The following is a 14,324-nucleotide window of genomic DNA, read 5'->3' as shown; positions in this document are numbered from 1 at the left end:
CGCTCCCTGTTCGCAAAAATTACCCTTCTAATAGTGTTGTTAAAAACTCAGCCACTCTTTCGTCATTTTCGGATGTTGCAGGAATAACCAAAATGCTTTCTTGAATGTTTTCCACATCTTTCAGCACGTCAAACTGCTCTATTCCAATCCCGTAAATTTCCCCAGAGTCTAATCGATGAATCTCAACATTGCTTTGCTCTAATAATTCTTCATCTACTACTTGTCCTAAAGGTGTTAATCCTTCTTGATCAATTAAATCACCAGAAAAATCTTGGTTGGCTAGCATAATATCTACTTCCCCAACCGAAATTTTAGCTACTAGCTTTTGCATTTGTGCATAAGATTGACTTCCTGCGCTTCCCCCGCCATGCTGTACCAAATCAACCGCTACACGAAAATCATCAAAATATTGCTCATTTATTTCCGTTGAGATAGCTTCAGTCATATTATAATTCACTGCTCCAACCACCATAAAATTTAGCGTTTCCTTCTCTTCTTTTAATATATTAGAGGTGATCGAAATGATAAAAAATAAACCGAAAGCGATTCCGAAAATGTGCAGTTTATAATATTCCCATATGTAATCTACTGCTTCTTTAAAAGACATCGTTTTCAATGTTGCCCATAAGTTCTTCATTGTACTCATACTCCCCTTGTCTCTATTTATCTAAAAGGAGAAACCAAAGGCCTCTTCCCATTAGCAGATGGGTATGATATTACTTATCTTTTCCCAACTGCTTCTACGAAAATTATATCACAAATAGCGCTATTCGAAATCGCCTGTTGTCAATTTTTGAAAAAAATCTACTAGTTTCTAATCCCATTATAATTATAGTGCTACATGGGCAATACTGAACAAAATTTGCAACAAAGATCTTCAAAAGACATACGATAAAAAAATAATCTTGGTCTAAAAAGTGATCGCGAAGAAAATAAAGCCTCGGAACATAATATAGGAAATCATCATTAATATTTTAATCTCTCTTCGGCTTCTGAGGAGAGATTTTTTTCATTTTTATTAATAAGAATGATGGTTATTACACAAAATAAAGTTCAAAAGTATAGGGGGGATTAGATGAAAGTTGCTCAGTTATTAATTAAATGCCTGGAAAATGAAGGAGTAGAGTACATTTTCGGTGTTCCTGGTGAAGAGAATATTGACTTGATGGATGCATTACTTGATTCAAAAATTGAGTTCATCGTCACCCGACATGAGACTAGCGCCGCCTTTATGGCAGGAACCTATGGAAGACTGACTGGAAAGCCAGGTGTCTGTCTGGCTACTTTAGGACCTGGTGCTACGAACTTATTAACAGGGGTGGCTAATGCCAACATGGACCAATGTCCACTGATTGCGATTACAGGACAGGCTGGTTTAAACCGTCAGCATAAAATTTCCCATCAATATTACGATCTTGTCAATATCTATGAACCTATAACGAAGTGGAATGCCCAAATAAAAACACCAGAGATTGTACCAGAGGTAGTAAGAAAAGCGTATCAGCTAGCTAATCAGGAAAAGCCTGGCGCTACCCATATCGATTTGCCTGAGGACGTGGCAGGAATGGAAGTGGATGAACCTCTGCTTGAAATTACAGGACGTGCTTTGCCGCACGCGGAAGAGGCAATTATTAAAAAAGCAGCTTCTCTCATAGAGGGTTCAAGCTATCCATTAATCTTAGCTGGAAATGGCATTACTAGAGGTCAAGCATCAGAAGAATTACGAACGTTTGTGGAAAAAACAAACATTCCAGTGGTCCATTCGTTTATGGGTAAAGGAGCACTCTCTTGGAAGGATGAAGCAAGCTTGCTGACGGCTGGTCTTAGTGGAAAAGACTACATTACGTGCGGATTTGAACAAGCAGACTTAATTATAACCATTGGTTTTGATATGGCCGAGACCCCGCCGGAAAACTGGAACCCTGAACGTTCCACTCCTATTCTTCATATAGACACAGAAGAAGCGGAAATTGATTCCCATTATCCTGTTGCATTGAATGTCATTGGGGATATAAAACAGAATATTACTCAGCTAATGAACGTATTGGCTGATAAAAAACGGAGCCTTGACTGGGTGCGTTCCATTAGAGAAAAGGCACTCGACGAATTAGAAAGTTACAAGCAGGACAATGAATTTCCTGTTAAACCGCAAAAAATTATTTCTGACCTGCGTGATGTCTTGAATGACGAAGATATTGCGATCTCAGATGTAGGTGCCCATAAGATGTGGATGGCGCGGATGTACCATACAGCTCAGCCAAACACCTGTCTCATATCAAATGGACTTGCTTCCATGGGAGTTGCAGTACCTTCCGCCATTGCGGCCAAAATGGTATTTCCAGAAAGAAATATCGTCGCAGTCTGCGGAGATGGTTCCTTTCTTATGACAGGGGCAGAGATGGAAACAGCTGTAAGATTAAATCTCCCTATCATTGTTCTATTATGGCGAGATGATGGTTACGGTTTGATTGAATGGCATCAGATGAAAAAATTTGAACGGCCCTCACATATTCGTTTTGGAAACCCAGACTTTGTTCAACACGCGAAATCCTTTGGGTTTGAAGCAATAAAAATTGAAAAAACAGAAGAATTACGACCAGCTCTAGACAAAGCTATCAGTCTTAAGAAACCGGTGTTAATCGATTGTGCGGTTGACTATAGAGAAAATATGAAGTTAACTGAAAAATTACGCGGAATCCGCTGCTAAAGAGGTGATTAATTCATGAAAATAGCTTCCATTATCAACGGAAAAGAATTCAAGGGGAAACAGCGGGAAACCTTAGCTGTAAACAACCCTTATAATCAGGAAAAAGTAGCAGAAATATCATTAGCATCCATTGAAGACTTAAATGAAGCGATCGACAATTGCTTTTCTGTCTTTCATGATACGATGAAAAAAATGCCAGCCTATCAACGTTCAGATATTCTCCGCAATACGGCGAATTTAATGGAAGATAGGAAACAATCATTTGCGGAAACCATCACCAAAGAAGCCGGGAAACCTTTAAAATACAGCCTTGGTGAAGTAGACCGGGCGATTCAGGTTTTGCGCTTTGCATCAGAAGAAGCGAAACATATTAACAGTGAAGTCATTCCAATGGATGCAGCGATTGGCGGTGAGAATCGGCTGGGCTTAACCAAGAAAGTCCCGCTTGGGGTAGTTGCTGCGATTACTCCGTTTAATTTTCCGTTAAATCTCTCGCTGCACAAAATAGCTCCGGCTATTGCGGCTGGTAACACGATTGTCTTTAAGCCAGCAGAAAAAACACCGGTATCTGCTTATATGCTTGTAAAGCTGCTTCATGAAGCAGGACTTCCGCCTGGGGCACTGAATTTAGTACTTGGGCTTGGAGAAGAGTTAGGGGACACTCTAGTACAGCATGAGAAGGTTCAGAAAGTCACTTTTACTGGAAGCTTGCCTGTCGGGAGAAAAATCCGTGAAAATGCTGGCTTTAAGAAGATCACATTAGAATTAGGATCCAATTCACCTAATATTCTATTTGACGATGTGAAAGTTGGAGATGTGGTTGCTGATTTAGTTAAAGGTGGGTTTGCTTTTTCTGGGCAGGTCTGTATTTCTGCACAGCGCATTTATGTTCATCAGTCCTTGTATGACTCTTTCCTTGAGGAGTACGTAAAAGCGACAGAAGCATTGGTTATTGGTGATCCAATGGATGAACAGACGGAATTTGGACCGATGATCAACGAAGAAGCTGCTGAACGAGCAAAACAATGGATTGATGATGCAGCAGCTAAAGGAGCAAAAATTCAAACAGGCGGGAAACAACAGGGAACGATGCTTACACCAACCATTATGACAAACGTAAAGAACGATATGAAAGTAATAGCGGAAGAAGTGTTTGCTCCGATTGTTTCTGTCATTCCTTTTGAAACAGAAGAAGAAGTCATAAAGCTATCCAATGACTCCATCTATGGTTTGCAGGCAGGTGTGTTTACAAATGACCTTACCCGTGCGTTCAGGGTTGCAAATCAACTGGAAATGGGCGGGGTGTGGATTAACGAAATATCTACCTATCGCCAGGATAATCATCCTTATGGAGGTGTGAAGCAAAGCGGAATTGGCAAAGAAGGAGTTAAGTATGCAGTAGAGGATATGACGGACCTGAAGTTTATCGGATTAAACTTAAACAAACCTAGATGAGGATTTTGGCTTATGCTGAGATCAAAAACATATAGGATGTAATAAAAGAGGAATTTCCAGCATCTCTGGGAAATTCCTCTTTTTTGTGATATCGATATTTCTGTATCCTCTTATTCCGGATTTTGATTTAAGTCTGAATCTTTAATCCACCCGCGGGCATGCATGGCTTTGACAAGATGATTAATCCCGACCATATAAGCGGCATCTCTCATGTGGCATTTCTTCTCTTCGCGCATTTCCAAAACCTTGTCAAAGCCAAATAACATCTTCTCTTCAAGCTTTTGATTGATTTCTTCCTCTTTCCAATAATAGTTCATGGTGTTTTGTACCCATTCAAAATAAGAAACGGTGACTCCTCCTGCATTGCAAAGAATATCCGGGATGACAAATATATTCTTTTCCTCCAGAATTTTATCTCCTTCCGGCGTGGTGGGTCCATTAGCGGCTTCTGCTAAAATTTTTGCTTGAATGGTTGGTGCAGTTTCCTTTGTAATTTGATTTTCTATCGCAGCCGGGACAAGAATATCCACAGGTAACCCAAACATTTCTTCATTGGTTATGCTATTAGCCTTAGAGTAATCAGAAGCGTAATTTTCCTTATCTCCTACAAACTCTAAAAGGTCGGGAATATCTAATCCTTCTTCATTATGAATCCCGCCCCTTGCATCTGTCACAGAAACTACCTTAACTCCTAATTCATACAAAAACTTAGCCGTCATACTGCCGACATTGCCGAATCCTTGGATGGCTGCGGTTGCTTGGGTTAAATCCAGCCCGAGTTTTTTAGCGGCTTCGCGTATTGTAAAGACGACTCCGCGTCCAGTTGCTTCTAACCTGCCAAGCGAGCCCCCAATGATAATGGGCTTCCCTGTCAACATACCAGGAATATTATACCCGCGTAACTGATCAAACTCATCAATCATCCACCCCATAATTTCCGGATCTGTGTTCACATCGGGGGCTGGAATATCCTTTTGAGGCCCGATGATAGGGGTTAACTTACGGACAAATGTGCGACTAAGAGTCTCAAGTTCACGCTCTGAAAGCTGTTCTGGATCTACGATAACACCACCCTTGCCACCTCCAAAGGGTAGATCAATAATAGCGGCTTTTAGAGACATCCAGATGGACAATGCTTTGACCTCATCTACATTTACCTTAGGATGAAAACGAATCCCACCCTTAGTAGGACCTAAAATATCAATATGTTGGGAACGGTAACCGGTGAAATTTCGCAGGTTCCCATCGTCCATACGAACAGGAATTGAAACTTCTAACATTCTCATCGGTTTTTCCAGCATGTAGTATATGTTCTCATGCAATTCAAGTGAATAGACGGATTCTTTAATAAGTTTTTTTACTATTTCGTAAGGATTATGTCCTTGTGTAGTGATATCGGCTTCCGCTTTATCACAATTGTGCTTTTTCACTGCTCATCCCCCTTGATCGAAATGTGTCTTATTTTATTAAATTACCAATAAAGTCCACATTTTATACTTAAAATTATGGCGAGGTAAAAAAACGAGCAGGATCGATGTTTTAAACAAAACAAGTAACACTTAGAAGAAAATGTCTATAGAAGTTATCCTATCATCACTTAATTAATTGCTCTATTAACCAATCATAGGCTTTTCTCCCACTAATCTCATGAGAACCCGGGAAAATATCATGACTGAATTTTTCTGGACGGTTTTCATAATACTCCTTTATCTCACCAATCGCTTCCTGAGCATATTGGTTAGGAAAAATCGGATCTGCTTCACCAGACTCTACAAACAGTGCTCTTGGAGATATAAGTGCTATCCATTCAGGAAGTTCTGCATGGTTTAAAATGCCCGGGATATAATTATCGATACAATGACGCATGGCCATGATGCTTCCTTTAAAAGTATTAGTAAAACCAGTTAAAACAGTAGCTTGAATCCGCAAATCCAGAGCTGCGGTATATGCTGCTACTAATCCGCCGCCTGAAAACCCCATAATCCCAATATGATCTGCATCGACATCCTGACATGTCTCCATATAGTTTAGAATTTCTCTAGCTTCCCAAATTCTTAAACCGGCTAATGTCTTCCCCTCTAACAATAAATTCGTAGCCATTGCTTCACATGAATTTTGTTTCCCTTCTTTTTTGTCACGAGTCAACATTCGTTCTCCAAACCCTATCACTTCTGGTGCGAATACTTTTAGGCCTTGCTTTACTAATGGGATGGCAAAATGTTGATGAATGCCAGGATCTCCCTGATCTTCTTCGCCTTCAGCTGTCAATCCCACTATCTCTTTTACTCCATAACCATGACCATGCAATGCAAGTACAGAAGGATATGTACTTCGATCAGCCTTAGGGGTAAGAACATACATATTAATTTCAATATGGTCTGTAACCGGAACAATAATTAATTCTCGAGTATAGTCATCAAATTCTTTTTCTTCTATCACTCTAATGTCCTTATCTATCTTCGCTGCATCTAAATCAGAAAAATCACCTAATAATTCTAACAAAGTGCTTTTTAGCGATAATTTTCTTTCCACTGGCCCAACCGTTGTTACTGAGTCTTCCACTGCTCGGTCATAAAAGTGGTCAAACAATTTATCCAATTGATTCATCCAGACAACTCCTTTAGATTCCTCACATTTTTGAAAACGTTTTAAATTATATATCATTATTATAAAGGAATTTTTGATTATCGAAAATCATTTCACACCAAATTTTTTATAGAAATGGAATATTCAAGGTTTTGATAAAGCCTTGCAGCATGAGTATGAAGAATCCCGATACTTATGGATCCACTTGATTTATTCCATGTGAATTTACTATCATTTTGAGATGGATATAGTTGTTACATTTGCATTTAGCTCCCTCGTCTGAAGTGAATGCCAGTTTTTCTGATATACTATAGCTAATACTTGAACGCTTCGGATCTAATTTACCTTTTTTTCAAAAACACCGATGGGATATCTGACTTAAATCGCAAGAATTCACCTGTTACCGGATGATTAAAGGCTAATACGATAGCATGTAAGCCAAGTCTGCCAATTGGATTGAATTTCGAACCATATTTTTTATCGCCAACGACTGGGTGACCCAAATCTGCCATATGCACACGAATTTGATTCTTTCGGCCTGTTTCTAAATAAACAGATAGTAAAGAGAGATTGTTGTTCGCTTTGATTACCTTGTAATGAGTAATTGCTTTTTTTCCGTCATTCGGCTTCTGACTAGAATACATTTTAAAGGTTTCATTTTCCTTTAGCCAAGAAGTGATTGTACCTTCATGCTTCTTTACCGTACCTTCGACAAGCGCTACATAGGAACGTTCTTTCACCATATCCTTCCATCCACTTTGTAATGTTTGCTTTACCTTCTCGCTCTTAGCAAACAGCATGACTCCTGACGTATCCCGATCAAGTCGATGTACTACAAAAACCCGATTCTTCGCATTTATCTTACGGACATAGGACATTAGTTGCTTATAAGCAGTCAGTGACTTCTCTTTTTCAGTAGCTACCGATAATAGGCCGGAATCCTTTTCAATCACTATAATCGAATCATCTTCATACAGTATTTTCATCTTTTCAAAGGTAGCCGCTTTGGCCGCTTTATTTTTTTGAATTGTAACCGTATAACCTGGTTCAAGTCTAAAATTATGTTTGGTTACTTCCTTATTATTCACAAATACTTGACCACGAGTAAGAATTGATTTAACGGAATTTCGGCTTCGATTGGACATGGTATCTAATAAGAATGAAAGTAGTTCTTCAGACTTCTCCACTTTATATTGTTCCATGTTTGGATTCTGTCTCTGTTTATTCATTGTATTTTTGCCTCCGATCTATTTATTTCATTATAACTCTTTTGAAAACATTATGTGTGAAAAAGCATTCACTCTATTCAAAAAGAATACTTTTTCTCATTTAATGCAAGCTAAAAGCAAAGTATTGTGCAAAGGAGATTAAACAAATGGAAGGTAGCTGGATATCGATTATTCCCTTCGCCGTTGTGATTATTACAGCGATAATGACGAAACAAGTTTTTCCTGGATTAACACTCGGATTAATTACCGGAGCTTATTTAGTTGAACCATCCATACTCGGTGGGATTCAACAAGCAATTCAATATATTGTCGATAGTTTAACTGACATCAATAATTTAAAGATTATAATTTTCTTATATCTGTTCTCTGGATTAGTCGGAATTATTAAGATCACTGGCGGGATTAGAGGGTTTGTCGATCTTACTGCAAAAAAAATTAATACGAAAAAAGAAGCCTTACTTTTAACCTGGATCTCCACACTCGGAACATTTAGTGCCCCTAGCTTTCGAATTGTGACGGTTGTTCCAATCATGAAGGCACTATTACAGAAAATTAATATGACAAGAAAAGAACTTGCCTTTATGATCGAGACTAGTACACAACCTGTCATTGTACTCATACCTATTGCAACAGCTTTTGTCGGTTATATGGTATCTGTTATTGAAATGGGGCTGCAAAATCAAGGAATTGAAGCAGATCCCTATTCTTTATTTGTACAAAGTATTCCTTTTAATTTTTTTGCCATTTCAATGATTATTATTGGGACGCTGTTTGTATTATTTCGCCATTCCAAAAGTAATCGATATGATCAAGAAGATGAAGATGGGGATCCAAATAAGGTAAAAGAGGAAAAGGAAAACCCAGCTATTTCTAAAGATCTTCCGTCAAAACCGTGGAACTTAATTGTTCCAGTCTTACTGGTTATTTGTTTAACACTGTTTTTAACATGGTGGGATGGTTATTCCAAAGGATATGATTTCTTCGAAGCTTTTATTGAAGCTGACGTCTTACAAGCGATGGTCGTTGCCTTATTTATTACAATACTGTTTACATTTGTAATGCAATTGCTTCAAGGAAATTCTTTAAAAAAGATGATTCACGAATTTATTCAAGCAGGGAATAACTTAATGTCAGTTATCCTCCTATTATCGGTGGTATGGGCTCTGTCATCGACAACAGAAGCACTAGGTTTTTCTACTTTTGTTACAAATAATGTCGATTGGATACCAACAATGTTTATTCCGCCGGTTATGTTTATCATTGGTGCATTTGTGTCTTATTTTATTGGTTCCTCTTGGGGGACCTGGGGGATTCTGATGCCTCTTGGTATTTCACTTGCGCAAGCCGCTGACGCATCACTGCCACTGGTCATTGGCGCTGTTTTTGCAAGTGGTTCATTTGGATCATTTTCCTCTCCACTTAGTGACAATAATAATACTATCGCAGAAATATTGGATTTGAATGCCATGCAATATGCTCGATATAAGCTGCTCCCAGCCCTCATTGCAGTTGGGATTTCAACAGTATTGTATGGGATTATGACATTTGTTTTATGATCCAATTTCTAACGTTCCGGGGATATTACTTATCCAAAAAAAGCATGCTCATAAATACTGAGCATGCTTTTTTATGTGGAATTTTATTTATTAGGCTTTAACTGCCCCATCTGCACAAAACAAGCGTCGTTTACATATAATAAAGACAAAGCTTAATACTTCTAAATTTTAGATGATTTATTCTGTACTTATCTTCCTCCAACATGTAAAACTCTTATTACAAATAAATAAGTATGATTCTTGCCCACTAACACAAAATAAATATAAGAATATTTGTTACATACGAGGTGTCACGGATGCTGTTATTCATAGGGAAGATTAGTCTTTTATTTCTGATATATGTGATTGCGATTCGGCTATTGGGGAAATCAGCTTTAGCTCAGCTTACACCACATGATTTCGGTGCTATTTTTTTCTTAGCCTATATTCTCTTCGGTTCGATTGAAATCAACAGTTTAATAGAGGGTATTACTGGTGGTATTGTCATTATTGTATTATATATATCAATTGCGAGGTTAAGTTTGTGGAATAAGTTGAGTAAATACATCATTGGAAATCCCACTTTTTTAATTCGAGATGGTAAGATTCTAAAAAATCATTTGCAGCATAGCCGTTTTACGGTAACGGAATTACTCTCCACCATACGTACTGCAGGATACAGTGATATAAGAGATGTCAATCATGTCTTGCTAGAACCTAATGGCAAGATTAGTATTATTCCGAAAAGTAATAAAGCAATGGTGACACCAGACCATCTCAACTTACCGTTAGAAGATAAAGGGATCTCCATTGCGGTTATTATCGAAGGAAAAATACAGCATAATAATTTGAAATCCATTAATAAAGATGAACAATGGTTAAAATCAAAACTTCATTCCATGGGGAGAACCAAAATTAATAACATTCTGCTGGCAACCGTTCGTGATAAAGATTATTTTTTAGATATTCATTCCGAACAAAGTTAAATGATCCTTTTTGCACTTTAAGCTTTTCGGATTAAATAAAGTAAAAACGGTTATTTTAGAATTAAATAACTTTTTGGAGGTTCGCCATGTATACGAATAGCCATTTTTTAAGTGATGATGAAGTTAAAATTTTTTATCGTTGTTGGCTACCAGACAATCCAAAAGCTTTTGTTTTATTAATTCATGGCGCAGGAGAACACTCTGGAAGCTACTCACACATTGGACAATTGTGCATGGAGCAACAAATAGCATTAGTTTCACCGGATTTAAGAGGGTTTGGTCAGTCGGAAGGTGCTAGAGGACATGTTAATCAGTTTACTGATTATTTGAATGATATAAACAAATTAGTTCAACTTCTTTTTTCTAAATATGGCAAAGTCCCCTTATTTTTATTTGGTCATAGTTTGGGCGGTTTAATTGCTATCCGCTATGGACAAATGCATCCACAAGAGGTGAAGGGGGTTATCTTATCATCACCAGCTGTGGGACTTCGTTATCAAATCCCATATGTAGCGAAAAAAATGATAGCATTTGTATCGAAAATTTCCCCACAATTGGCCATTCGCCCAATGAAGTGGAAAAATGTAGCGAGAAAGATTAGAAAATTGAAACCATATTTGCCGAAAGAAATAGATTTAAAAAACGATCCCTTTATTACTTCTGAGTACACACCGAGATGGTTAACCGAATTGCTTCAAAATGGGATGCATGCTATATCTGAAGCACCACAGTTTCAGTGTCCAGTATTATGTTTTTATGATCAAAGAGATCCGATTGTGCACCCTAATGCTGTACAACGTTTTATCAATGCTATATCTATTACTGATAAAAAATACATTTCGTTTGCCGAAGGATTCCATCGACCTTGGAATGCACATCATATGGACTTAGCATTAGAGCGATTTATTGCATGGGTAATTAAACGATTATGATTAAAACTTCGTATGTACAAAAAGCCGAGGCGATATCACCCGGCTTTTGTTGTATCTTTTTTAACTTCTTTTTCTTCCACTTCTAATTGAATGTCATGAAAAGTAATTTCTGGTCGACTTCCGATTCTAATATTGACACCTGTTTGTCCTAATCCTTCACTAATATAAAATGGCTTGCCATCCTGATAATGCAATCCCTGTACCACATTCATCCGAACGAGCTTTCCCATTTTTAAAAGATGAAAAGGCTTTGGCCAGTGAATTTGTCCGCCATGAAAGTGGCCAGACAATAAATAATCAAACGGATAATCTGACATACTTAACACGATATTCGGATCATGTGTTAATACTAGGCGATATCCTTTATCTACACCATCATAAGATTTCTCTATATTACTGTGATTGGTACTATAATCATCAATGCCAATAATGTTCATATACCCGCCATTAACTTCAATCGTTTCATGCTCATTTATTAATAACTTGCATCCATACTCATGCAGAAGTGCTTTTAATTGATCCAAATCATCCTCACGTAAAACATAATCATGATTGCCAAAAACTACATAAATGCCGTGAACAGGATTCAGCTTTTGAAGAGCTTCTAAATATGATGCTAGTTTTGGAATAGTTTTTTTACGATCTAATAAATCACCTGTTATCGCAATTAGATCAATTTGTTGATCTTTTAACTCTTGATATAATTGATTAGGTGTTATCGAAATATTTTCTAAATGCAGATCTGATAACTGCAACACTCGAAACCAAGATAAAGGAACATTAAGATTTGAGTTCTCTATTTTTTTATGCTCTATATTTACTAATTTAGTATTTTTGTAACCCTTAATAAAGAAATAAGAAATAAACATAATAGCAATAGCCAAAATAATATAAGTCATCTAATCTCCCTCCTCACTCTATTATATAGTATAAAGGAGATTAGATAACTTTTTTAGTTGTAAATTTTGGGTAAATTATTTTTTACACTTGGTATTTTTGCATAAGACGATCCTTTGACATCATTAAATACATCGGCAATGGAGGGTTTTTCTTGCACGTTTTTGCTGATAAAAAGTAAATCGGAATTAACGCCAATGTCTTGAACCACTGATAATACTTGTTGCGAAGCGGGAACACTTCAAATCCTAATTTCTTGCATCCTTTATGCAACATGGTAATTCCAATGATCCCTTTCACTTGATCCACATATCCTTCTGATTGAAGGAACCTTACCAACTCAGGTAATGATTCCCTCACATGGTAGTAAATAATGTATGCTTTTTTTACATCACTATCGCTTTCTTCAAATTTTTTTAATAACCGGACATTATGCAAGTGGATTTTTAATAATATATCGTTTTTCTGTATCACGGTGCCGTCTTGTAAGATGATTCTCTCCCCTTTATATTTGGTTAACCGGACACGCATGATCGTCTTTTCCCCTAAAGGATTTTCCACGTATTTTAATCGTGTACATGAATAGTAAATAGGATCCCAAAAATTCCAAGCATGAAGAATACAATCTCTGACTTGATTTCTCATGACTTTACTCCTCACCTTTTTTAGTAACACTTTTATTGTGCATTACTTTCTACATACTATGAGAGAAAATTTTCGAGTTCTTGCATGAATTCAACGCTCCTTTACAAGCTAAGATAAGATCAAAATTTGCAGAAAAGAGGTACAAAAAATGACTCGCGTTTTGTTCATGCCTTTATTACAAATTCCTTCCGGTCACCATCATGCAGCAGACTGTATCCAGCAGCAGTTGAAACAGGATGCACAACACTTTGACTGCGAGAAAGTTGAAATTCTGTCGCACTGCTATGGGAGTTTTGAGAGTATAATATCCAACTTGTATTTATATGCCATACATAAAACCCCTCATATTTACAGCTGGCTGTATAAAACTTCTGCTGTTCAAGGAACACACAATAAATCGTATTTCTTATATGAGAAGTTGTTTCTAAACAAAGTATTGCGTATATTGAACCAAAAAGAACCAAGCATCGTTTTTTGTACACATGCTCTTCCATCCTACTTATTAAATCAATTAAAAGCAAAACAACTGTGGTCCGGATTAGTTGTCAATGTGTATACCGATTACTTTATCAATGACCTATGGGGGATAAAGCATATTGATTATCATTTTGTACCAAGTGTACATGTCAAAAAAAAGCTCATTCATGAAGGTATTAACGCAAATAAAATTTTGGTTACTGGTATTCCTGTTCATCCCGTTTTTACAGAGGCAACACCTTCCTTAAAGAAAAAACAGTCATATAAAGTTTTAATTAGTGGGGGAAATTTAGGTGCAGGATCGATTGAAAAATTTCTTCGTCGATTAAATTTAGATGGGGCTATCCATTATTATGTTCTTTGCGGTAAAAATAAGCAGTTGTATGATCGGATCCAGCGAGTTCATCATCCATTGATTCAAGCAGTACCCTATATTGATGCAAAAGAGAAAATGAATGAATTGTATGATCAGTGTGATGCTATCGTTACGAAGCCTGGAGGGGTGACTATTACAGAATGTTTGTGGAAAAGACTACCTATTTTCGTATATGAAGCATTGCCTGGCCAAGAAGAATACAATTTACATTATTTAGATCGTGAAGCGCTTGTCATTCCCCTTGATTGGCAAGAATCAACGGGGAATCTTGAAGAAATTATTCTCAAACAACTTAAAAAGCACAAACACGATATAGCAAAGCGAGCTGCTGGTTTTCATCAGGATATAGAGTCCAGGGATATTCCATATCTTGTTAAGCAAATATTATCCGCTTCATCATAAATAAACAGTTCTATGACACAGTTGAACAAAACTGCGCAATAGAATAAGTTGCAGTGTGAAATACCGCTTCAGAAATATACTTCGCTTTCCGCGGTAG

At 37.3% G+C, this 14,324-nt stretch carries 12 protein-coding genes; 6 read left to right on the top strand and 6 right to left on the bottom strand.

Going from position 1 to position 14,324, the window contains the following annotated elements; all coding sequences use genetic code 11:
- Positions 1 to 19: 19 nt before the first annotated feature.
- Complete coding sequence (locus GHD00_RS14375; RefSeq protein ID WP_163538852.1) at positions 20 to 637, bottom strand: hypothetical protein; 618 nt, start codon at positions 635 to 637, stop codon at positions 20 to 22.
- Positions 638 to 1,075: 438 nt separating this feature from the next.
- On the opposite strand from GHD00_RS14375, the gene GHD00_RS14370 reads away from it, so the two are divergent.
- Positions 1,076 to 2,707, top strand: a complete 1,632-nt coding sequence (locus GHD00_RS14370; RefSeq protein ID WP_163538851.1) for an acetolactate synthase large subunit — start codon at positions 1,076 to 1,078, stop codon at positions 2,705 to 2,707.
- Positions 2,708 to 2,722: 15 nt separating this feature from the next.
- The gene (locus GHD00_RS14365; RefSeq protein ID WP_163538850.1) at positions 2,723 to 4,162 is read left to right on the top strand and encodes an aldehyde dehydrogenase family protein; all 1,440 of its coding nucleotides are present in this window, start codon (positions 2,723 to 2,725) and stop codon (positions 4,160 to 4,162) included.
- 110 nt (positions 4,163 to 4,272) lie between these two features.
- Here the strand turns inward: GHD00_RS14365 and GHD00_RS14360 are convergent, their stop codons facing one another.
- The 3 genes from GHD00_RS14360 to GHD00_RS14350 form a co-directional block, all read right to left on the bottom strand.
- Positions 4,273 to 5,592 (bottom strand): Glu/Leu/Phe/Val family dehydrogenase, encoded by a 1,320-nt coding sequence (locus GHD00_RS14360; protein ID WP_276208283.1) that lies wholly within the window; start codon positions 5,590 to 5,592, stop codon positions 4,273 to 4,275.
- Positions 5,593 to 5,755: 163 nt separating this feature from the next.
- A complete protein-coding gene (locus tag GHD00_RS14355; RefSeq protein ID WP_163538849.1) occupies positions 5,756 to 6,769 on the bottom strand; it encodes a dienelactone hydrolase family protein in 1,014 nt (337 codons plus the stop codon).
- 320 nt (positions 6,770 to 7,089) lie between these two features.
- The gene (locus tag GHD00_RS14350; protein ID WP_163538848.1) at positions 7,090 to 7,977 is read right to left on the bottom strand and encodes an RluA family pseudouridine synthase; all 888 of its coding nucleotides are present in this window, start codon (positions 7,975 to 7,977) and stop codon (positions 7,090 to 7,092) included.
- A 146-nt stretch (positions 7,978 to 8,123) separates the two neighbouring features.
- Here GHD00_RS14350 and GHD00_RS14345 point away from each other — a divergent pair, with 146 nt between their 5' ends.
- The 3 genes from GHD00_RS14345 to GHD00_RS14335 all read left to right on the top strand — a co-directional run bounded on the left by GHD00_RS14345 (position 8,124) and on the right by GHD00_RS14335 (position 11,430).
- Complete coding sequence (locus GHD00_RS14345) at positions 8,124 to 9,533, top strand: Na+/H+ antiporter NhaC family protein (protein ID WP_163538847.1); 1,410 nt, start codon at positions 8,124 to 8,126, stop codon at positions 9,531 to 9,533.
- Positions 9,534 to 9,829: 296 nt separating this feature from the next.
- Complete coding sequence (locus GHD00_RS14340; protein ID WP_163538846.1) at positions 9,830 to 10,498, top strand: DUF421 domain-containing protein; 669 nt, start codon at positions 9,830 to 9,832, stop codon at positions 10,496 to 10,498.
- Between the two features lie 86 nt (positions 10,499 to 10,584).
- Entirely contained in the window at positions 10,585 to 11,430 is an 846-nt protein-coding gene (locus tag GHD00_RS14335) for an alpha/beta hydrolase (RefSeq protein ID WP_163538845.1), read from the top strand.
- A gap of 35 nt (positions 11,431 to 11,465) precedes the next feature.
- On the opposite strand, the gene GHD00_RS14330 is transcribed toward GHD00_RS14335, so the two are convergent.
- Positions 11,466 to 12,329 carry a metallophosphoesterase gene (locus GHD00_RS14330; RefSeq protein WP_163538844.1) on the bottom strand — a complete coding sequence of 288 codons (864 nt, stop codon included), beginning with the start codon at positions 12,327 to 12,329 and terminating at the stop codon, positions 11,466 to 11,468.
- 82 nt (positions 12,330 to 12,411) lie between these two features.
- The gene (locus GHD00_RS14325) at positions 12,412 to 12,972 is read right to left on the bottom strand and encodes a YkoP family protein (RefSeq protein ID WP_163538843.1); all 561 of its coding nucleotides are present in this window, start codon (positions 12,970 to 12,972) and stop codon (positions 12,412 to 12,414) included.
- A gap of 148 nt (positions 12,973 to 13,120) precedes the next feature.
- Between GHD00_RS14325 and GHD00_RS14320 the strand changes: the two genes are divergently transcribed.
- Complete coding sequence (locus tag GHD00_RS14320) at positions 13,121 to 14,227, top strand: MGDG synthase family glycosyltransferase (protein ID WP_163538842.1); 1,107 nt, start codon at positions 13,121 to 13,123, stop codon at positions 14,225 to 14,227.
- Positions 14,228 to 14,324: the final 97 nt, after the last annotated feature.

The sequence above is a fragment of the Gracilibacillus sp. YIM 98692 genome (assembly GCF_010993965.1).
Lineage (GTDB): Bacteria > Bacillota > Bacilli > Bacillales > Amphibacillaceae > Gracilibacillus.
This window is presented reverse-complemented; position numbering and strand designations above follow the sequence as displayed.